At 36.0% G+C, this 20,300-nt stretch carries 18 protein-coding genes and 5 pseudogenes; 18 read left to right on the plus strand and 5 right to left on the minus strand.

Translation table 11 applies throughout. The features are described from left to right. Position 1: 1 nt before the first annotated feature. A complete protein-coding gene (locus tag M5V91_RS05880; RefSeq protein ID WP_284521877.1) occupies positions 2-1,174 on the plus strand; it encodes a cytochrome P450 in 1,173 nt (390 codons plus the stop codon). A gap of 343 nt (positions 1,175-1,517) precedes the next feature. On the opposite strand, the gene M5V91_RS05885 is transcribed toward M5V91_RS05880, so the two are convergent. The 3 genes and pseudogenes from M5V91_RS05885 to M5V91_RS05895 form a co-directional block, all read right to left on the minus strand. Beyond that, positions 1,518-1,748, minus strand: a complete 231-nt coding sequence (locus M5V91_RS05885; protein ID WP_284521878.1) for a hypothetical protein — start codon at positions 1,746-1,748, stop codon at positions 1,518-1,520. Positions 1,749-1,859: 111 nt separating this feature from the next. Next, a pseudogene (locus M5V91_RS05890) lies at positions 1,860-1,943 on the minus strand (serine/threonine-protein kinase); the annotation flags it as partial. Then, on the minus strand, positions 1,943-2,266 hold the full coding sequence (locus M5V91_RS05895; protein ID WP_284521879.1) for a protein kinase domain-containing protein: 324 nt from the start codon (positions 2,264-2,266) through the stop codon (positions 1,943-1,945). The pseudogene M5V91_RS05890 and the gene M5V91_RS05895, both read right to left, overlap by 1 nt. A gap of 388 nt (positions 2,267-2,654) precedes the next feature. On the opposite strand from M5V91_RS05895, the gene M5V91_RS05900 reads away from it, so the two are divergent. From M5V91_RS05900 to M5V91_RS05945, 10 genes and pseudogenes are all read left to right on the plus strand, one after another. Continuing rightward, positions 2,655-3,326, plus strand: a complete 672-nt coding sequence (locus tag M5V91_RS05900) for a response regulator transcription factor (protein ID WP_284521880.1) — start codon at positions 2,655-2,657, stop codon at positions 3,324-3,326. Continuing rightward, positions 3,314-4,303 carry a HAMP domain-containing protein gene (locus tag M5V91_RS05905; protein ID WP_284521881.1) on the plus strand — a complete coding sequence of 330 codons (990 nt, stop codon included), beginning with the start codon at positions 3,314-3,316 and terminating at the stop codon, positions 4,301-4,303. Before M5V91_RS05900 ends, M5V91_RS05905 begins: the two co-directional genes overlap by 13 nt. A gap of 167 nt (positions 4,304-4,470) precedes the next feature. Next, positions 4,471-5,472 carry a serine hydrolase domain-containing protein gene (locus M5V91_RS05910; RefSeq protein ID WP_284521882.1) on the plus strand — a complete coding sequence of 334 codons (1,002 nt, stop codon included), beginning with the start codon at positions 4,471-4,473 and terminating at the stop codon, positions 5,470-5,472. Positions 5,473-5,492: 20 nt separating this feature from the next. Further along, positions 5,493-5,954, plus strand: coding sequence for a hypothetical protein (locus M5V91_RS05915; RefSeq protein WP_284521883.1), 462 nt, complete (start codon positions 5,493-5,495; stop codon positions 5,952-5,954). 568 nt (positions 5,955-6,522) lie between these two features. Beyond that, on the plus strand, positions 6,523-7,320 hold the full coding sequence (locus M5V91_RS05920) for a phosphotransferase (protein WP_009334061.1): 798 nt from the start codon (positions 6,523-6,525) through the stop codon (positions 7,318-7,320). Between the two features lie 205 nt (positions 7,321-7,525). Beyond that, a pseudogene (locus M5V91_RS05925) lies at positions 7,526-7,863 on the plus strand (VOC family protein). Between the two features lie 392 nt (positions 7,864-8,255). Further along, entirely contained in the window at positions 8,256-8,465 is a 210-nt protein-coding gene (locus M5V91_RS05930) for a heavy-metal-associated domain-containing protein (RefSeq protein ID WP_009334062.1), read from the plus strand. Between the two features lie 650 nt (positions 8,466-9,115). Then, positions 9,116-9,355 (plus strand): hypothetical protein, encoded by a 240-nt coding sequence (locus M5V91_RS05935; protein ID WP_284521884.1) that lies wholly within the window; start codon positions 9,116-9,118, stop codon positions 9,353-9,355. Next, positions 9,352-10,422: an erythromycin esterase family protein gene (locus tag M5V91_RS05940; protein ID WP_284521885.1), complete on the plus strand. Its 1,071-nt coding sequence runs from the start codon at positions 9,352-9,354 to the stop codon at positions 10,420-10,422. The genes M5V91_RS05935 and M5V91_RS05940 overlap by 4 nt, the downstream gene beginning before the upstream one ends. A 400-nt stretch (positions 10,423-10,822) precedes the next feature. Further along, positions 10,823-11,416, plus strand: a complete 594-nt coding sequence (locus tag M5V91_RS05945) for a type 1 glutamine amidotransferase family protein (RefSeq protein ID WP_284522253.1) — start codon at positions 10,823-10,825, stop codon at positions 11,414-11,416. A gap of 548 nt (positions 11,417-11,964) precedes the next feature. Here M5V91_RS05945 and M5V91_RS05950 read toward each other — a convergent pair. Then, the gene (locus M5V91_RS05950) at positions 11,965-12,318 is read right to left on the minus strand and encodes a DoxX family protein (protein ID WP_009334066.1); all 354 of its coding nucleotides are present in this window, start codon (positions 12,316-12,318) and stop codon (positions 11,965-11,967) included. Between the two features lie 112 nt (positions 12,319-12,430). Here M5V91_RS05950 and M5V91_RS05955 point away from each other — a divergent pair, with 112 nt between their 5' ends. The 3 genes and pseudogenes from M5V91_RS05955 (at position 12,431) to M5V91_RS05965 (ending at position 14,827) form a co-directional block, all read left to right on the plus strand. Continuing rightward, positions 12,431-12,748: a Crp/Fnr family transcriptional regulator gene (locus M5V91_RS05955; RefSeq protein ID WP_284521886.1), complete on the plus strand. Its 318-nt coding sequence runs from the start codon at positions 12,431-12,433 to the stop codon at positions 12,746-12,748. 5 nt (positions 12,749-12,753) lie between these two features. After that, entirely contained in the window at positions 12,754-13,134 is a 381-nt protein-coding gene (locus M5V91_RS05960; protein WP_284521887.1) for a Crp/Fnr family transcriptional regulator, read from the plus strand. Between the two features lie 613 nt (positions 13,135-13,747). Beyond that, positions 13,748-14,827 (plus strand): annotated as a pseudogene (locus M5V91_RS05965) (DUF3626 domain-containing protein). Positions 14,828-15,986: 1,159 nt separating this feature from the next. Here M5V91_RS05965 and M5V91_RS05970 read toward each other — a convergent pair. Next, positions 15,987-16,208 carry a hypothetical protein gene (locus M5V91_RS05970; protein ID WP_019383356.1) on the minus strand — a complete coding sequence of 74 codons (222 nt, stop codon included), beginning with the start codon at positions 16,206-16,208 and terminating at the stop codon, positions 15,987-15,989. A gap of 187 nt (positions 16,209-16,395) precedes the next feature. On the opposite strand from M5V91_RS05970, the pseudogene M5V91_RS05975 reads away from it, so the two are divergent. From M5V91_RS05975 to M5V91_RS05990, 4 genes and pseudogenes are all read left to right on the plus strand, one after another. Beyond that, positions 16,396-17,089, plus strand: a pseudogene (locus M5V91_RS05975) (response regulator transcription factor). A gap of 3 nt (positions 17,090-17,092) precedes the next feature. After that, positions 17,093-18,027, plus strand: a pseudogene (locus tag M5V91_RS05980) (sensor histidine kinase). Positions 18,028-18,232: 205 nt separating this feature from the next. After that, complete coding sequence (locus M5V91_RS05985) at positions 18,233-19,156, plus strand: ABC transporter ATP-binding protein (protein WP_284522254.1); 924 nt, start codon at positions 18,233-18,235, stop codon at positions 19,154-19,156. Next, a complete protein-coding gene (locus M5V91_RS05990; RefSeq protein ID WP_019383359.1) occupies positions 19,149-19,832 on the plus strand; it encodes an ABC transporter permease in 684 nt (227 codons plus the stop codon). The genes M5V91_RS05985 and M5V91_RS05990 overlap by 8 nt, the downstream gene beginning before the upstream one ends. The last annotated feature ends 468 nt before the right edge of the window (positions 19,833-20,300 follow it).

Here is a 20,300-nt window from a genome sequence, read left to right on the forward strand (position 1 = left end):
TATGAACTATGGACTATTAGTGCGCCCAAGGGGATTGGCTGAAACAAACTCACCCTATGATTGGTTTAAAAAAATGCGAAAAAATGCTCCAGTTTCTTTTGACCCAGAACGGAATTGCTGGGACGTATTCTGTTATGAGGATGTCCAAATGGTTTTACAAAATTTCATTCTGTTCAGTTCAAAAAGAAATGGAAATGTTCAAACCTTGCTAGATATGGATCCGGCAACCCATCGAAGGTACCGCAATCTTGTAAGCCAGGCATTTACACCAAAAACTATTCAAGAACTGGAACCTAGGATTACGGCTATAACTCACGAATTATTAGCACCGCTGCTAGGAAAACGAAAAATAGATATGGTTGCGGAAATCGCTTATCCTCTTCCTGTAATCGTGATTTCTGACATGCTCGGAGTACCGAGTCATGACAGAAAGATGTTTAAAGAATGGTCTGATATTCTAGTTGCGGGAACACAAAGCTCATCGCCTAATGTAATGTACAAGTTATTTGCTAAACAAGAAAAGGCTATGCTTGACCTGCAAACATATTTTAAGCGAAAAATTTCAAATCGCCAGATTAACCATACAAACAATATCATATCCACGTTAATGACTGCAGAAGTTGGTGGAGATTCATTATCCATGGATGAGTTATTAAGTTTCTGCTTCCTTCTACTTGTTGCAGGGAATGAAACAACTACAAATTTAATTGCCAATACAATGCTCACTCTTTTTGAACAGCCGGATATACTCAACCAATTATATAGAGATCATTCTCTTATACCTGCAGCCATTAATGAAGTACTAAGATATCGTTCTCCTTTTCACGGTATGAATCGCTTCGTCACTGAAGATATACAATTAAAAGGCATGAATCTGAAAAAAGGGCAGGAAGTAATGGCTTGGATTGGATCTGCAAACCGGGACGAAAGCGTATTTGACAAACCGGATGTGTTTGACATCAACCGCTCTCCAAACAATTATCTATCTTTTGGAGCAGGTGTTCACTATTGTCTGGGATCACAGCTTGCCAAATTAGAAGCGAAAATATGCATTACCGAGATGCTTAAAGCGATACCGACTATGAAATTGGACACTTCTAAACATCTTCGTTTAATTTCTAGCACGTTTATGTATGGATATAAAGAGCTTCCTGTCATTTTAGGATCAGAATAATATCCATTATTTCAAAATCTTGCTGTTGGAATATCTTCTGCCCTCGTATTAGTGACTGAATTCAAGTGCTTATGAATATGTTTTAGCTTTAAATTATGTTAGACTAAAAGCCAAAAAAGAAGAGAGGTAAACAATGTTTAAAAAAATAATGAAACAAATTAAGCAACTTTCCCAAGGAAGCAGTGAGCGAAGAAATGGCCATTATCGAAGGGGCAGCAGCAGTGAACGAAGAAACCGTTATTTTAACCGAGGAAGCAGCAGCAACCGGCGATATAAACAATCTCCAATGAGTGGAAGTAACTACTACAAACGAAAGGGTCGAAGCAGCAGTTAATCTTCCTCCTTAATATACTTTTTCCTTCGCTTTATGTGCAGCATGAAGATCAGTTGAAATTTCACTAATATTTAAGTAAGGTTCTTTAATTTGTAGCAGTCTTTTTAGCAAATAAACAGTTTCCTTCTCTAAAGAAAGTTCTTCTGTCCAAGGAAGAGCTTTTTTGTTTTTAGAAGAGTACGTCGTATAAAGCAAATATAAAAGTATTTCTCCTAGATCATAGTAGTCCTGTTGTTTCATCTCCAGAAAATTTCTTTGTTTGTTAGGTGAAGAACTAGATGAAGAGTGGAATGGGTCAGTTCTATGCTTTGACAAACCAAAATCGATTAGAAAAATTTCCGTGTTTTTTATTAAGATGTTTGGAATACGTAAATCTTGATGGTAAATGTCTTTTTTGTGAAGATAATCTACTAATTCAAGTAGGTGAGTAAGAATTAGTAAAGACTCTTCCTCGTTAAAGGTCTTTTTATTAAAAAAATTTGGTCTTCCAGATTATCCGCTTCAATGAAACTCATTACATAATATAAGTGTCCGTTATTTGAAAAGGCTTCAAATAACATCGGTATATTTTTGTGGTTAAGCATACCCAAAACAGTGATTTCATTTTCAAACATCGCCACCTCTTTTTGGTTGCGTCGCTTACTAGGACGAAGCTGTTTGACTACTCTATTCTCGTTTGTTCTTAACTCTTTGCACAAATAAACAATCCCATAGCTCCCAGCCCCGATAACGTTCAATATCTCGTAATGTTCGTTCAAAACTGTTCCTTTTTTAATAGGCTTGTCCACAAAAAATTGGTAAAGCTTCCTAAATGCTCGAAAAATTGAAACTTTCCTCTCCTCCTTTCTGGATTTTGGTAATTTATAAAGAGATTACTTGACTTTATATCTGTGTTTTCTTATTGGGAAACACTCAATCGTATGGTGCTATTATAACAAGATATCATAAAATACCTAAAATGATATATTGTTCTAAGGGGTACCACCGTTGAAGCAATTGGAAGGACTAAGGCACCTCTTTGTTTTAAGATAAAGGGGCAGTGCTGGTTCTATAAAAAATCGAAGCGATGTTGTGGTTGTAACTTGAGGGTTAAAAAGAAAAGAATTTGAAGGAAGTAAAAATTCGTTAGGGAAGCAGGTAAGATCAATGAAAAAGATATTGATAATTGATGATGAAGCAGACATGCGAAAACTGCTGGCAGATTATTTTGAAGTTAACGGGTATCACATCATGACCGCAAAGGACGGCAATGAGGCGGAAAGGCAAGCAGAAAAACAACCGGATATAATTTTACTGGATATAAACATGCCTGAGATTAACGGTCTTGACGTTTGCAGGAAAATCCGGAGTTATGTTTCCTGCCCCATCTTATTTCTAACCGCACGTGTAGAAGATGCTGATAAAATATCCGGTTTTCAGGCTGGCGGAGATGATTATATTCAAAAGCCGTTCAGCATCCATGAACTTGGCGCAAGAGTGGATGCCCATTTGCGCAGAGAAATGAGAAATCAAAAGAAGACAACGGTTAAGTTTAGTGGCGACCTTGTCATTGATTATTCAGAGCGAGCGCTTTATTGTAACGACATACAAATTTCTTTGGCAAAAAAGGAGTTTGATATTATAGAACTCTTGTCTAAACACCCTGGTATGGTTTTTGACAAAGAACGCATGTATGAAAGAGTATGGGGGACGAACGAAGAGGGGGACAGCTCAGTAATCCCTGAACATATCAGGCGTATTCGATCAAAATTGAAAGAGCATGGCTGCGGAAGCAAGATAGAGACTGTGTGGGGTGTAGGATATAAATGGAAAAGGTAATGGGCTATCTTCGATTGAATAATATGACCATACTACAATCCTTCATCACGCTAAATTCCTTATATTTAGTTTTCGTTTTAACAGCCATTGTGTTCGAATTCGAGTGGGCCGAAGAGATGACGCGACGCTTTGCCAATCACCCTTATGGGAACGACTGGGTTCTAACTGTTCAAATTGCTGCGATACTTTTGACGGTAGGAACCGGATTAGTCTTGATGGCCAGCATCTTTTACAAACTGAAACTGAAAAAACCTTTGGAAATCCTGATGAACGCGTCAGAGAAAATCTCGGCAAATGATTTAGGGTTCCATATTTCCTACGACAGCAGGGATGAAATGAGCGAGCTTTGCCGTGCATTTGAAAAGATGCGCAGTCAATTGGAAAGTAACTTTAAAGCCCAATGGCGCTTGAACGAGGAACGTAAGCAGCTTAATGCGATTTTTGCCCATGACTTGAGAACACCTCTGTCCATCATGAAAGGATATATCGAGGTTGTAACCACCTATCTGCCGCAAAAAAGGATATCCGAGGAAAAACTGCTGGATATCATCAAAACAATGGAAATGCATATTGTTCGTATGGAGCGTTATGTAGAGGCCATGAACTCTATTGAGAAGTTGGATAATTTTCCAATAAACAAACAAATTATCGAAATGGATGCCCTAATCAACTATCTGGAAGACGGTGCCAGCCGAATTGCAGACCAAAGTGGCAAATCTTTCGACTCATACAGATCTGCAGATTCCACAAAATTGTTTATCGATAAGGATCTCGTGATGCAGGTTTCTGAAAATCTGGTGGCAAATGGAGTGCGTTATGCTTCCAGCCATGTTCAAGTCCATTACTCGGTTCGCAATGGCATTTTTTCCATAACGGTCACTGACGATGGCTCCGGATTTTCCGAAGAAGTGGTACGGAAGGCAGTTCTCCCCTTTATCGGGGCGAGGCGTCGGAAGCAAATGAGAACAAAGGGTTAGGGCTTTATATTTGTAAAATATTGTGTGAAAAGCATCAGGGCTTCTTACAGGTCGCAAACAGTACCCGCGGTGGTGGAAAAGTAACAGCAAGCTTTTTTTGCAGAATTGATAAATAGTTGAAAATTATACTTTAGTATTTCCTTATCCCAAGAAAAAGGAGTGCTAAAATGATTTTCACTTATAAGAAAATACCCGCTTTCTTAACCAGCTTGCTTCTGGCAGTGCTAATGACTGCATTGCCTTTTGCTGATGCCCGCGCTCAAAGTAAAACAGAGATTGTGAAAGAAATCGATGACTATATTAAGAAAAACATGGAAGTCAACCATATTACAGGTGTATCTCTGGCAATAACCCACGGTGAAGATGTGTTTTACACGCAAGGCTATGGTGCATATTCAGATGGAAGGGAAATAACCTCAAGAACGCCCTTCCCAATCGCCTCATTGAGTAAATCCATGACCGCGCTGGCTGTATTGCAGCTTGCAGATAAGGGACAGATTGACCTTGACGCTCCATATGTCTCATACTTTCCCGACATCTCGCCCACAGACGATCGCATCACTCGCATCACGATCCGGAACTTGCTAAACCATACTAGTGGCCTTAATGATAAAGTAAATCCCGACATGACGAAATCCGTTCAATTTAAAACATTACAAGAGATAAACAAATCTTTGGACAGAGTAAAGCTTGCTAATGATCCTGGTGATACATACAACTATCATAACCCAAACTATCAATATCTAGCATTGTTAGTGGAACAGATCAGCGGTAAACGGTTTTCTGTATACCTTAAAGAACATATTTTTGCTCCATTGGGGATGAATGGCACCTTTAGTGTCAGTTTGACGGAACAAATCAATGAAAATGATGCCATTCCTCGGGGACATTATCTGTTGTTCGGCAACCCGAAAAGTACAGCCGAACCGATATGGTTTATAGAAGGCCCAGCAGGTGTGGTTACCAATGCCGAGGATATGGCAAAATGGATGCGTGCACAATATAATCCGCAGCTTCTTTCCCTAATCTCATGGAACAGTACCATACTGCAGGGCAGCGCGCTCCTTATGGCATGGGGTGGCTTGCTTCCAATGAAGCCGATTGGGGCAGGTCGATCTCCCACTCGGGAATTTTCTGGACTTACAAGGCTGAAGAAACTGTTTATTTAGACAAGGAACTTGGAATTACCATGATGTTTGACACTGGGATAAACGCATTCCTTGATTATTCCGCCTTTGTTAAAGGCGTTTCCCAAATCATGGTTGGAGGAAAGGCAGAAATTTCAGCCATCAATAGCCGAAACATGGAAATAGCGATGATTCTTCTTATGGCGGGAACAATCCTCTGGAGCGGGTATTCATTCTACCGGCTGAAGAAGAAAAAGAACAGGCTTACGGCATTTCGCCGAAAGCTGATCTTCGCATCAGTAAGGACTATACTCCCCGTGCTGATCCTTTTATTTCTACCGTCTATTTTGGCCATATTTGCAGGAGGCAGGGTTGTGCCTTGGAATGGAATATGGATGATGATGCCGTCTCTTATTATTTGGCTTGTATTATTAGTTGTGGTTAATCTTGTTAATAACACCTTCCTTTACTTCATTTATTTTAATTCAATAAAAAAGCGTAAAAGCTCGGCAATATCTAAATAACATAAACATCGGCTTTCCAGGGTTCAGCTTGTAGAGACCGCCCAATTTGGAAAATGTTAAATAAAAATAATTAGAAGTATAATAATCTTATGCTTTAAACAGGAGCAAAAAAGAGCGAAGGATTTTCATTCAAGTATTAAATACTTATCTGACAGGTTTTTATTTCAAGATAAGCTGCTAATCTGGCAGCTTTTTTCTTATTAAACTAACGGGGCAGGTTTGTTGAATAAGGTGTGTTGAAAAAATTACAGATAAATTGTGTGAATTCGGTTTTATTTAATTACTAATATTTGGTATTATATAATTTAAAGAGATGTAAAGAAAGGGGAATCTATATTACACATGTGGAATACCTTGAAATGATTATTTAATTGGATAGAGACAGGGTGCGGTCCTTGGTCTTTAAGGATGCGTTTATTTGTCTATCTGAAATCATTCAAGGGATACAAGATGTGGACAATTAAATTCCCATTGCCAAGCAGATATCCTTATATATCTGTTTTTCATTATGGGTAAAAATACATCTCAATTGACACAGTCATAACGTCCCTAAATAGGGGGAATTCTAATGAAAAGTCATTACGAAAACGAAGAAGTGCTAACAGGAGGAAATGTCTCGATAGTATACCGTTCGGGAGATACTGTTCGACGAGAATTAAAACCTGATAGTGTAAAAATTCATAAGTTGTATCAGCATTTAGAAAGTGAAGGATTCGACTATGCACCGAAGTACTTAGGTATTGATGAAAAAGATAGAGAGATATTAACTTTTATTGAAGGAGAAGCTGGTAATTATCCTTTAAAAAAATATATGTGGTCTAATGGTGTTTTAAAAGAGATAGCGAAAATGCTTCGTCTCTATCATGATGCTGTGAGTAATTTTCCTATCGACGAGAATTGGCAGCCAATAGAAAACACACCTCAGCCAATGGAGGTGCTATGTCACAATGATTTTGCCATCTATAACATCATTTTTAATCACGAAAAGCCAGTAGGGATTATTGATTTTGATCTTGCTGCTCCTGGTCCAAGACTTTGGGATATAGCTTATACTCTATACACTTGCGTTCCTTTAAGCAGACTTTATCATACTGAATCAGGTAAGGCAGTTTATTATGATCCATTAAAGGATGCCAACCGTATAAAACAAAGAGTTAGATTATTTTTTGAATCCTATGGTATTGAGGGGATAGAAAATGGTTTTTTTGAGATGGTGCTGCTGCGAGTAGAAGGTTTATGTAAAACAATGCAAAGGAAAGCAAACGAAGGCAATATGGCGTTTCAAAAAATGATCGATGAAGGACATTTTGAACATTATCAAAAGGAACTTCAATTCATTCGTGAACATGGGAAAGAATGGATTTAATAAAATTTTGAACTAAATGTATAGTATAGCGTTAAGCCACTTGGGTTTAACGCTTTTTTAATGTTGAATATTCCAGGATAAATATAATTGAAAAAAGGCAAGTTTGTGCTATTTTATTCACTACAAAAGAGAGGAAGAAGCAAGAAGTCTAAATCAAGCTTGTAAGATAGTTTTGAAAAGTTATGCTAATAAGGAAGTGTACCCTATGAAACTATACCATATCAATCTTACGGCCACTGACGTTATTGCTGCACGAGAGTTCTTAGAGAAATATTTCTACTTGCAAACCAAGAGGATAAATAGCGATTCATTTGCTGTATTGACTGATGATGACGGATTGTTACTAGCTTTGATGAAAGATACTCAGGCCAACGACCCCAAGTCCTTTCATATTGGCTTCTTTCAAGAGAGTAATGAACGAGTATACGAGATCAATCAACGATTGAAGGATGATGATTTGATGTGAAGCCGCCTAAGATGGCTCATCGATGGACATTCTATGTTAAAGCCCCAGGAGGATTTACTGTGGAGGTACTTAGTTGAGTAAGATATATTCGATACTTTTGGGTTACCTAATACTGCAAAGAATCAAGAATGCTTATATTCATGTACAGCTGCTAATCAGGCTGTTTTTTCTTTTCACCATGAAAATAAGTTTCTTCAATTGAATAAGCTCAATATCCTCGTACTTTACTATAAGTCATTTTTCATTGTTTTTTAAATCTTAATGGGTTAATTTTTAAAAATTTACATATTCTATAATTCAGTGGCGAAAAATGGATAATTAAAATAATAAATAAGATGGAATTATGAAAAAATCGTTCAAACTATGAGAAGGTTTAGACGCTGTAATGGTGACGATCCATCACCTTATTTATCTTGAAGGTGCTAACGAGAAGCTCAAAGAATAAATGTTCGGAAGGAAGGATTAAAAATTGAAGCAATTAACTATTTTTATTAAAGAAGCAACAAATGAAGAGCCGATTCAAACATTAGAAACGATTCTCATGAAATTGGATGGCATTGAGAGAGCTTTGGTGGACATCGATGATGGTGAAGTAAAGATTACATACGACGAAAGACAAGTTGACCATGAAAAAATTAAAAATTGGATTCAACAACATGGTTTACATCTTCTTAACTAAAAAATTTCTTATTTCTAGTTCTTAAACTAAAATTTATAAATAAAAGAAGTAAATAAAGTATATCTAGATAATATTCACTTGCTTATTCCATCTACCTTTTGTTAGATAGGTTCAACAATCGGGCGCTTTCTTTTGTAAGAAGACGTCTTTTTTATAAGCTCCTACACAAACAGATTGCTAGGACTTAGAAACAAAGTGTACTGAAAATTGGCATCCATTTACAAATGGATGCTTTTTTTAACTTTACTTTCTATTCTTAAATACGGAATTAAAATTTTTTTGGTGATTAAGCGAGTCGGTGCTTATATTCAAGATCAGCTGCCGAACCAGGCTTCTTTTTCTTATTTAACAAAAGGGGCAGGTTTGTGTAATAAGAATTCTGCGAGATATTATTTAATGAATCTTTTAATAAAATCATACGTACATAATATTAAGGTGGTGTGAGTAATGAATTTTGGTGGGTGGGTTGCAATCGGAATTGCGGTTGCAGTTGCTATGGGGTTATTTGACAAAAAAACTAAGAAAAATAAATAGAAAATAAATAGACTTAGACTTTAATAAGGCTGCCATTACAAAGGTAGCTGCTTTTTTATATAACAAACGGGGCAGGTTAGTTGAAGATCTTTCGGAAAAGAGTCTTTTAGAAACTTATGGTAGTATTTTTAAAAATAAGAGTATTTGAGGGATATAAGATGGTTTTTTTAAAAAAGGATTCTTTATTATTAACAATCATTTCGCTTTTTGTTTTATTAGCAGGCTGCGGGAGTGTCAAAGTTGTGGAAGAAGAAGATCAATACATATCAGCCGTTAAACAAATCGATATTCCAGATGATGTAAAAATAATTGGTTTGGGGAGGCAACACACGGAAACATTGAATTTCAAGAGTTGAAAAGAGATGTTTTTGAAGTGCTTGTAAAAAACGAGGGTGTTCGTGTTTTTGTCTTAGAAGGTGATTTTGGAGGCGGACAGCGAATTAATCAGTTCATTTTAAATGGAAATGGAACGGCAGAAGAGGCAGTGAACACTCTTGATTATAGTATTTATAAGACGGAACAAATGATTGATCTTGTTCAATGGATGCATGATTATAACGATTCTGTGAGCGAGGATGATAAAGTTTATTTTTATGGAAATGATATGCAGCGTTATGACTACAGTAAGAAAGGAGTGCTTGATTATTATAAAGTGGTAAACGCAGATGAATTCAAAAAGCATGCATTACATTTGAAACATATTTCAAATGATAAAATGCGTGAGTTAACTACGGAGCAATTGAATGAAATCGATGAAACAATAGAAAAAATCATTTTAGACCTGCAATCTAATGAATTGACTTACGTGAAGCAATCTTCTGCTGATGCCTATGCCTTTGCTTTACAAAATGCGAAAAACATGAAACAACGTACGCAGTTATTTTTAAACGAAGGAGATTATACGAAACTTCGTGATCAATATTTAGCGGACAATTTACAATGGATAGCTGAATTTGAAGCAGCACGTGGCCACGATAAGATATTTGTCACCGGACATAATGGGCATATTGAAAAAACGTCGGCATCGTTAGCCGGTTACAAATCGATGGGGCATTATTTAGATGAGGTATATGGTGAAGAGTACTTTGCCATTGGAACTGATTTTATCAGCAGCGAGTTCCAGGCGAAAGAGGGCGATTCTGGTGAACGGAAAATTTATAAACTGGAGAATCACAATGATTTAGTTGATGCATTTAGTGAAGTGGAGTCAAATATTTTCTATGTTAATTTTGAAAAAGCAAGTACGTCTGATGAATTAATGGATATCATCACGAGTGAGCAAAAGATGTCAAATATCGGGGATGATTTTCGTACGTGGTACAAGTTTTCAAAGGTGTTTTACACGATTAAAATGACACCCAGCGAAGCATATGACGGTATTATTATTGTAAAGGAAGCAACGGCAATAAACTTAATAGAATAGCATTCTCCCGAGTATACAATTTTTTGAATAACAAGGCATAAAAGGAGAACATTCCTTCTCATTTTTCACGGGCGCTTATTCTTTCATAAGAGGGCGCCCTTTTTTTAGTGTCGCAACACATTTTAGAGATTAACATTTGAAGTTTTCTGCATAAGCTATAGGGTCCTTGTATTCAAGATTTTCTACTAAATTAGGCAGTTTTTTCTTATTGAACAAATGGGGCAGGTTAGTTGAAAAAGAGATAGACTTTTGGTTAAATATGGTATACAATTATCTCTGAGAGAACGTATGTTCTTTTAGGTGGGATTTCTTTTGATGTGTAAAAAAATAAACTATAAAATTTATGATTGGAGTGTTATTGGATGCAAACAAAAAAGTTTTTCTATATGTATTTAATACAATGTCGGACTGGGAATATGGATATTTAATTGCTGAACTAAACTCAGGAAGATATTTCAAAAAAGATTTAGAACCTTTAAAAGTAATTACAGTAGGAGCTAATAAAGAAATGATTACTACTATGGGAGGATTGGGCATAAAACCAGCTATTTCCCTTGATGAATGTACTCTTGAGAGTAAAGATCTTTTAATTTTACCAGGAGGGACTACTTGGAATGAAGAAATTCATCAACCTATCCTGGAAAGAATTGGCCAAGCTTTAAAGCTTGGCACTATTGTTGCTGCAATTTGTGGTGCGATTGAGGCCCTTGCGAATATGGGATACTTAGATACTAGAAAGCATACAAGTAATAATTTAGAATACACTAAAATGGTATGTCCTAACTATAAAGGAGAAAAGTTCTATGAGGTGGGATCTGCGGTATCTGATGCGAATTTAGTTACTGCATCAGGAATAGCTCCTCTGGAATTTGCAATGGAAGTACTGAAAAAATTAGATGTATTTGCACCAGATACATTAGATTCTTGGTATAGTTTAAATAAGACTCATAAACCTGAATACTTCTTCCAGTTAATGAACTCGATGAATAAATGAGTTAAAATATCAAATGGCATATTTTTATTTTTTGAAATAAATCTCCATACTTTGTACGATGTCAAAGTATAATTTTTACACATAATCAAAGTTTTTAGATAAGTTAACAGAGGATGTTGATAATTGTAAACTATCGGGGGTGTTGATCCAAGCAGGATTAATGCCCTTTTATGTTGAACTCCTTATTGTAGAACCGGGCAGTTTTGTTCAAGGAGGATTCCCTATATGAAAGGCGAATAATGGTAACATGGTGATAGATTGTGAAAGAAATATTTGTAATACTAAGAGCACTATCTCTGTGAACAGACAAAATACGTTAATTTTTAATATTATTTAATGCCATGTCTCAGAAAACACTTATATACAATGGAGGATTAAGAAAAAAGAAAAACTGTACTTTAGTAAAATAGTTGCCTTTTCCCTTCGAGTTAAATAATAGCCCGTTTCTTTATATAGAAGCGGGCTATTTATTTTATGTAAGCCTAAGGCCCCCATAATAAAGCCCGTTTTGTGCATGTAACATATATAATTGGCATAGCTATTCTTATCTACTTAACAATTTGAATAAAGATGATTACGCTAGCTAAAGTAAGCATCGTTAAAGCATTTAACCCCATAATCGGTCTATGTTTGGCTCTTAAGAAGTGAGCATGTAAAGCACCAAGCATAAGAATAATAATTAGGGATCCCGAAAGCAAAATAAATTTAGGAAGCCAAAATCCAATAATCAATCCGCCTACCCCCAATAATTCTAAGAAAGCAGTTATTTGCATAAACCAAAGGGGGTAGCGATATTCCCTCCAGTGCTTAACCATTGACTTGGTACGCACTAATTTCATCGAAATAGAAATTACGAAAATAAGAATTAGAATAATTTGAATGGTAACCGTTACAGAATCCATACAGTTCCCTCCTTTTGTATAATAGACGTGCATGCTACACAGAAATTCTAGGTTTTTTAATTTAGTGAGTATGTAGTCTGGACTACATTCCGCAGAATTTTGGGAGGGCTCTATGGATAAGATTAAGTATTTATCGAGAATACAGCTTTTTGGGGATCTAGCCTTGGAAGAATTAAAGAAATATGAACCGGTCACACCAATAAAAGTTATGAAAAAGGGTACCATTATTAGTTCTCCTCATATGAATCAAAAGATATTGTATTTGATCAAATCGGGTAAAGTTCGTTTGTATAGATTAACTGAAAGCGGGAAAGAGTTTACAATTGATATTTTAGAAAGTGGACATGTGTTTGGAGAGATTGGTACTTTACAACAGGTTCTGAAAATTTATATGCTGAGACATGGGAAGATTCTGTTATTTGCAGAATAGATAGAGTGCAGTTTGAAAAAATAATATGCGAGAATCCAGGTATTGCATTAAAGCTACTTGAAATAATCTCCAGCCGTTTAAAGGAAGTCGAAGAGTTATTAGAGTATATGGCATATAGCAGTGTAAAGAAACGCCTATTATTCCTGTTAAATAAACTTACAGAAAAGTTTGGGGATAAATCGTCAGGCAGAAGCCCGGGAGATTGGATTGCACTCGATATTCACATCACTCATCAAGAATTAGCAATGATGATGGGCAGTATTCGTGAAACAGTGACAGCCCTTTTAAATGAATTGAATGCGGAAGGAATTGTACGCAAAGCAGGAAGGCGAGGAACAATGGAAGTTCATGGCGCACGTCTAAAAATGTGCATTAAAAGAGGATAGATAAAAATCTGGATTTTTTGCAGAGACTGCCATACCAGGTGGATTTTTCTTTTTGAACAAACGGGGCAGCATTCCTGTAATGAAGGAAAATGGAGTTTGAACAAAAAAATAACCTCTTGGTAGAATGAGAGAGTCCTGAAGCCGGCAAGCGAAAAGGACATTACTCAAATACCAGGAGGCATTAAAATGAATTATAACCAACCAGAATAAGAAGATTGCTCAAGTTACTCCTTACACCCTGATTATAGGGGTGGATATCGCGAAATTCAAGCATGTGGCGGAAAGAATATTAGTGAGATAGAAAATGATTGTCAAACGGAACTAACATATGAAGACAAACTTGAAATGGGGTATTTTTATAATGCAGCTTCTGTTATTGACCAAATTGACCCTAAGCTTTTTACAAAAGAATAATCTGTTTCTAATTATAAAGGCTAGACCCGTTGGTTGATATATAAAGCTTTGTACATAAATCAAGAGTTGAAGTTAATGCTGCCAATCCAGGCAGCATTTTTCTTATTGCACAAACGGGGCAGATTTGTTTAAGAAGGAAAATAAGGAATCCTTGCTGAATTATTGATTTAATCCGATGAAAGGAGAGATTCATTTATTTATGGAATTATCAAGGTCACAATCATTAGCTTTGGAAAATATTACAAAATATGCACAGGACTATACCTATGAAGCTAAAAAGACAATAAATCACATATTAAAAATGTCTAATATTTCGGATGAAACATTTAAAAATGCTGTAAATAAATTAAAGGCCCATGCAAGAATAGGATTACATTTTCACCCAGATAGGCCAGATTCATCTATGAAAAGTGTTGCTGAAGCACTGTTAGAGTCTGGAATATATAAGAGCCAGTTTGAAACAGGGTTGTCTAACGGCAGTGTATCTGCTTACCCAGGTGGTGAACGAGACCTTTGGGAGAAGAGAATTTTTGAAGGTGCATATCACCTGCAGGGCATAACCAATAACCATCGTCCTAAATATGGTGCATTGAATTTGATGTTGCACCCAGATGGACCTTCCCCACGTTTTGGTTCATGCTATTTTCTTCTATCCCCTAAGGTTTCATCGTTCTACCTATACATATTTAGATTCGCATCAAGACCCAAAAGAAAAGGGAACTTATAAAGAGTTTGACATGATTTTGGCTGCTCTTTTAGAAGAGGCGTTCGTAAGAGATTTTGCAATTGGTGAAAGAAATCTGACTCCAGTTAGATTAGTAAATCATTTACTGGTTAATCTGAACGACCGTTTACAGACCCAGCAACCAAAAAGCCAAATCGAAATCTTAATCACTATATTGAAGCCCAGATTCATGGAGATATTTCACTTAAAGAAGACGTGGATTTGCTTGTTGCAGACCCTTCTTTTAAGAAAACTCATATAGGGAGAATCTTAGAACAACTGTGCTTTAAATATTCCATTCAACTGTATTGGCATAAGGGATTTGCACTTATGATAGAAGAAGTTCCAAAAGATTTTAGAGGCCCATCTATGCCCTCCTTAGCAAAACTCATTGGACAAAATAATGTTATTGATGCGAGCATAATTGGAACTGCTGTAATGGACTTAATACGCAATCCGGCATCTTGGAGGGAACGTGGGGATCATAAGGAGGTACTTCAGGAATTAAAACTATTGTGGCACGTTTTAGTGAGGTATGGAAAGCCATTAGATTAAGGCTGCCTTTTTTGAATTATTACACTTAAAGTAATGGGTGCTTAAAATCAATTGCCAAGCCCAGGCGGCTTCTTGTATATAGACATGTCAGAAATAAATAAAGTTATTCCTAATGTTGAAAAGATGAAAGAAGTAGGGTAGCTCCATACAAAGACACACTGGGTAAAGCACAATAATGAATATATTAAGCAATAGAGAAGTATTCCTATATAAGAGATTCAAACATTGATTTATTAACGATGTATACTTATTCTTTTTTCAAAAAAACCTTATTGTGTACTTTCATTATTGTAATTAGCAATGGAACTGTAATGACTAACATAAGAATCAAAATTACAGCGTTCATATAGTATTGAATATTAGGATTGTATCCATATGTACTGAATAGAAAAAAAGATAAAATGAACAAAGCAGATAAAAACAGCTCAAAAATTAATGTGATAATAAAAAATAATACATAAGGAATAACAATCCCTTTGTGAGAAACATGTTTTAAAGTTAATCCGTCCCAGCATAGGCCGGCTAATTTATTTATTTTCCTCATTGATACCACTCCTAGGAACATACCTAATATATAGTATGTCAAAAACAGCCTTTTTTACTGTTTTTAATACAATTTAATAATAAACTTGTTGGATTTTTTTAATATGCCCAATAACTTTAAGCCAATCCTGCTGCACTAGTTTGACTTTTAGGAAGCATGTATGCCTAGGGATGGGGTGATATCCAATTTGCCGTTATTATCTCGATCTTGTTGCTGTCATTTGTAGATGATACGGCTGCAGGATTAGGTTTACAAGTATGGAAGAAAAGAGTTCTCGCCCTGATTGTCGGGTCCTTTTATCCACAGTTGCCGTTTCCTTTATGGAGACGATCGGATTCAGTGGTTTAAGAATATGGCGAAAATATTTATTCCTGCTTTTCAGATGGAGTTCTTTTTATGACATCTGCTTCACCTGAAACATCAATGTGAGATGTTTCTTTCAAGAGCAGCTGCCAAATCAGGAGACTTTTTATTATTTAACTAAAGGGGCAGGTAGTTAATAATTAAGTTATTCCAGTAATGTTTTTAAAAAGCGACCAGCCTTAAAAATATGGTCGCTTTCTTTATAAAAAAATATACTTTCTTATTGAAAAACCTTCTGTGAAAAAAGGGTTTTTATTGTAATTGGTTATTTGAATTTAATTTATTTTGTTGGTTGTTTTGCTGATTTTGTTGCATCTGTGTGGCCTGATTACCACCCATTCCTGCTGCCAATGGTATAAATTGTTGAAGGGTTTGCCCCGTACCTTGCCCCCTGGTCATACTATAGAACGCTGCTGCACCGATACCAATTGATGCAACTAATGGAAACCAAATTTGCTGTTGTTGTTGCTGCATTTTTCCACCACCTTTTCTAGCCTTAATGCCTTTTTATTTTTCGTTGTTAATATTAATAAAATGTAAGTAAAACATTTCCAAGCTACTTGGTTTTTGAAAGAAGGAATTTTGTGTATAGTATCGAAATACAGTAATAGAAAAACGTATATGATAGGCTGTGTTAAAAGAAGTGAATGGATGTGGAAGTATGCAAAAACGTATTTTGCTTGTGGAAGACGACCGGGAAATTAATAAATTGATAAAGGATCACTTAGAACAGGAGAATTTTAAAGTACTTACCGCATTTGATGGAGAGGAGGCATTATCTCTCTTTAAGAAAGAAGAGTTCGATTTAATCCTGCTTGATTTAATGCTTCCTAAATTTAGTGGTATGGATATCTTAAAAAAGTCAGAGAAAAAGCTTACTTCCTGTTTTGATTATATCAGCAAAAGGAAGTGACCTGGACAAAGCTTTAGGTCTTGGTTTTGGTGCAGATGATTATATCAGTAAACCTATTTCCATGATTGAACTGACTGCCAGAGTGCATGCAGCGATTCGAAGAGCAACGCAATATATTCCCGCTACGAACCATTCCGCTCCCGCAATTATCCAATTTAAAGAACTTTCCCTCGACTTATCCACCTTTTCTGTACAGGTGAAGGATAAGATTGCCCAGCTAACATCCAAAGAATTTCATATTTTAATGCTTTTTATGACAAATCAGAGCAGAGTGTTTACAAAGGAGCAAATCTACCAGTTTATTTGGCAAGATGATTATTATGGTAATGAAAATGTAATAAATGTTCATATAAGAAGGCTTCGTGAAAAAATTGAAAAGGATCCGTCTAACCCGCAGTATATTCGGACAATTTGGGGGATCGGATATAAATTAGGAGAATAATTTATGATCCTTGCGCTTAGTGTGCTGATTACTTTCTTACTCGTCATGAATATAATCCAGTATGTTTCCCGAAAAAAATAAATAACCATTTACATGAAATAAGTGAAAAGTTAGCAGAAATCATAGAGCACAAGACAGCTGAAAAAGTGTTATTGCAAACAGACCAGCATTCCATACAGTTTTTACTCATTCAAATAAACCGGCTATTGGCATACAACCAAAAGGTATTTGCGGATTACGCAAGTACAAAAGACAGCTTAAGGAAGATGATATCCAATATGTCACATGATTTGAAGACACCACTAACTGTTATTTTAGGTTATGTGGAGAAACTTAAGCTGGATGATAAGTTAAGTGAGGATGAGAAGGAAAAGGCCATTTTACGGCTTCATGATAAAGTAGTGGGGTTAATCTCATTACTTAATCAATTTTTTGACCTTGTCAAAATAGAATCCAATGATTATATGATTCCATTAAGCAAGATATCTCTTAATGAGATTTGCAGGAAGAATGTTTTGGATTATTATGATTTGCTCCTTTCAAAGGGTCTTCAGGTAGAAATTGATATCCCGGAACGGAATTTTTACATCCTCGGTAATGAACATGCTTTAAATCGAATACTCAGCAATTTAATTTCTAATTCTATTCGGTATGGAAGTGATGGGGGAGTATTTGGTTTAACACTTCGAGAAGATAAAGGGTCCATTGCTGTAGAGATCTGGGATAAAGGAAAAGGGATTGCAGAGGTGCATCAGGATCGTGTATTTGACAGGCTTTATACACTGGATGATGCCAGAAATCCACAATTTCAAGGAAGCGGTCTAGGCTTAAGCATCTCGAAGCGTTTAACAGAAGCAATGAATGGTTCGATACACTTAAGAAGCAAACCCTTTGAGAAAACGGCTTTCATATGTATCTTTAAACAAATGATATATTAAGACTGCTTGAAAGAGGTGTTCTGCTGGAACGGCTCTTTTTTACTTTTGCCTATTTTTTGGTGACATGATTAGATAGCCACGCTATCTTGGTACATATCTGCCTCTGGATGATGTAAAAAATTCCAACTTAAGAAACTTGTAAGAAATGAGAAAGAAAAAGTCAGTATCTCTGATTAAGATAAAAGTAATAAAGGAGGTCTAAATGATGGATTACGTTGTTCAAACAAATGGATTAACGAAAACCGTGAAAGGTATAACACTCGTATCGAATGTAAACCTTCATATCAAAAAAGGGGAGATATATGGATTTCTTGGTCAGAATGGTGCTGGAAAAACAACGATCATGAAAATGCTCACAGGATTGCTTATTCCTTCTAAGGGAGAAATTTTATTGTTTGGAAAAAAACTCACAGAAACCAATAAGTCAGGCTTAAAACGAGTAGGGAGTATAATTGAATATCCCATTTTTTTCGAGCATTTAACAGCAATGGAGAATCTGGAGCTTCACTGTGAATATTTAGGTTATTATGATAAAAAGGCTATTACACAAGCTTTGGAATTGGTCCAATTAAAAGGAATTGAAGATAAAGTGGTTAAGGACTTTTCCCTTGGGATGAAACAGCGCCTTGGGATTGTAAGAGCCATTATCACCAAGCCTGAGCTGATTATTTTGGATGAACCGACAAACGGTCTGGATCCAATTGGCATTAAAGATATGCGTGATTTAATTCGGATGCTGAACAAGGAATATGGGATTACCTTTCTTCTGTCCAGTCATATTTTAGGAGAAATTGAACAGATTGTTGATCGGGTTGGTGTGATTCAAAATGGAAAACTGGTGAATGAAGTGAGCTTAGCAGAGATTAGGAAGCAAAGAGCGGATTATATTGAAATTGTCACACCAGACACCGATAGAACAGCGTATTTGCTTGTACATGAACTCCGCATATCCAATATAAAGATTGTAGGTGACAGAAGAGTTCGGATTTATGATGTAACCCAGTCTCAAAGTGAGATTACAAAAATCTTAATTCTGCATGATATTGAGCTAGAGGAAATACAAAAACATACAAGCACACTGGAAGACTATTTTTATCGTCAAATTCATGGAGGTGAAATAATTGTTTAAATTGATGGAATTGGAATGGAGAAAATTAAAACAAAAGATGGTTATTGGTGAGATGATTATTTACCTAGGCATTCTTATGTTTTTGCCAGTGTTTTTTATTAAGATGGTAATGGCAGATTTTGGGCAGAATTATTCCGCTGTTATTCAGCTGATCGTGTCGATTCAGCTGGGATTTGTCCTATTTGGAGCATCTCTTATCAATCAGGTTTTCATTGAGGAATATAAGAATAAAACCATATCTCTTTCGTTTGGCTATCCAATAAGCCGGAAAAAGCTGGTTATGGCGAAAATTCTTTTTATCTCGCTGGCTGTTTTCCTTTGTACGCTTGTATCCTTTGTATTGACCGGCTTGGCAACCTATTTGATCGATCAGGTTTTTGATATCATTAATGGGCAGCCAACTGCTGCAGATTTCGCAGCCTATTTTAGTAAAATGATTGTTCATTCATTTATAACTGCCCTAATTAGTTTAATTCCGCTCTTCTTCTTTGGTATTTGGAAAAGGGCAACGATTCCAACCGTTATTTGTGCCATATTCCTAATGCAGTTTCAAAACTTTTCCTCTCTTATTAATATCACTCTTGACCCTGCCCTTGTTAATGCAGTGCTTTGTCTATTAGGATTCGTTAGTGTTTATCTTTCGATTAAAATGATTGATAAAGTGGGGGATATTTAGTTTTAGGCAGCGTTGAAAAATTTTGGGGATGGTTAATAAGCTTTGCACTATAAAAAGTTTTTAATAAGGTTAATTGATGATAAGTTGGTGAAGAAATGGAGCTTAGAATAACAGGTGCAAGAGTTGGAGATTCAGTGTGGATCGGCAGCTCTTTTTTCTTATTCGGCTAAAGGGGCAGGTTTTTTTAAAACTAACGATTGTACTAAAATAAAAACATGAGAAAAAAGAACTTCTTTAGATAGTTTTTAGAAGAGTCCATACTTATTAATGGTGATGGAGCTAATACTGTTTAATAGAAGAGGAAGAGAAGATAGTGTTTCTCCGAGAAAAGGAATATCTTCTAAGATGAAAATGGCGGAAAACGGGAATGCAGACATTTTGTCAGCGTTCATCCGCCAAACATTAAGAGAGCCTGACTTATATGCCAGGCTAATGTTTAAAAAATGGAACAAATCTAAATGGATTAAG

Origin of the sequence: Cytobacillus pseudoceanisediminis, from assembly GCF_023516215.1 — a bacterium.
Lineage (GTDB): Bacteria > Bacillota > Bacilli > Bacillales > Cytobacillaceae > Cytobacillus > Cytobacillus pseudoceanisediminis.

Bases quoted from the DNA above. Each gene is read 5' to 3' on its own strand.
- M5V91_RS05910 (WP_284521882.1), top strand. From the start codon at position 4,471: ATGATTTTCACTTATAAGAAAATACCCGCTTTCTTAACCAGCTTGCTT.
- M5V91_RS05945 (WP_284522253.1), top strand. From the start codon at position 10,823: ATGTCGGACTGGGAATATGGATATTTAATTGCTGAACTAAACTCAGGA.
- M5V91_RS05985 (WP_284522254.1), top strand. From the start codon at position 18,233: ATGGATTACGTTGTTCAAACAAATGGATTAACGAAAACCGTGAAAGGT.
- M5V91_RS05905 (WP_284521881.1), top strand. From the start codon at position 3,314: ATGGAAAAGGTAATGGGCTATCTTCGATTGAATAATATGACCATACTA.
- M5V91_RS05935 (WP_284521884.1), top strand. From the start codon at position 9,116: ATGGTAGTATTTTTAAAAATAAGAGTATTTGAGGGATATAAGATGGTT.
- M5V91_RS05880 (WP_284521877.1), top strand. From the start codon at position 2: ATGAACTATGGACTATTAGTGCGCCCAAGGGGATTGGCTGAAACAAAC.
- M5V91_RS05950 (WP_009334066.1), bottom strand. From the start codon at position 12,318: ATGGATTCTGTAACGGTTACCATTCAAATTATTCTAATTCTTATTTTC.
- M5V91_RS05970 (WP_019383356.1), bottom strand. From the start codon at position 16,208: ATGCAGCAACAACAACAGCAAATTTGGTTTCCATTAGTTGCATCAATT.
- M5V91_RS05900 (WP_284521880.1), top strand. From the start codon at position 2,655: ATGAAAAAGATATTGATAATTGATGATGAAGCAGACATGCGAAAACTG.
- M5V91_RS05955 (WP_284521886.1), top strand. From the start codon at position 12,431: ATGGATAAGATTAAGTATTTATCGAGAATACAGCTTTTTGGGGATCTA.
- M5V91_RS05885 (WP_284521878.1), bottom strand. From the start codon at position 1,748: ATGAAACAACAGGACTACTATGATCTAGGAGAAATACTTTTATATTTG.
- M5V91_RS05915 (WP_284521883.1), top strand. From the start codon at position 5,493: ATGATGTTTGACACTGGGATAAACGCATTCCTTGATTATTCCGCCTTT.
- M5V91_RS05920 (WP_009334061.1), top strand. From the start codon at position 6,523: ATGAAAAGTCATTACGAAAACGAAGAAGTGCTAACAGGAGGAAATGTC.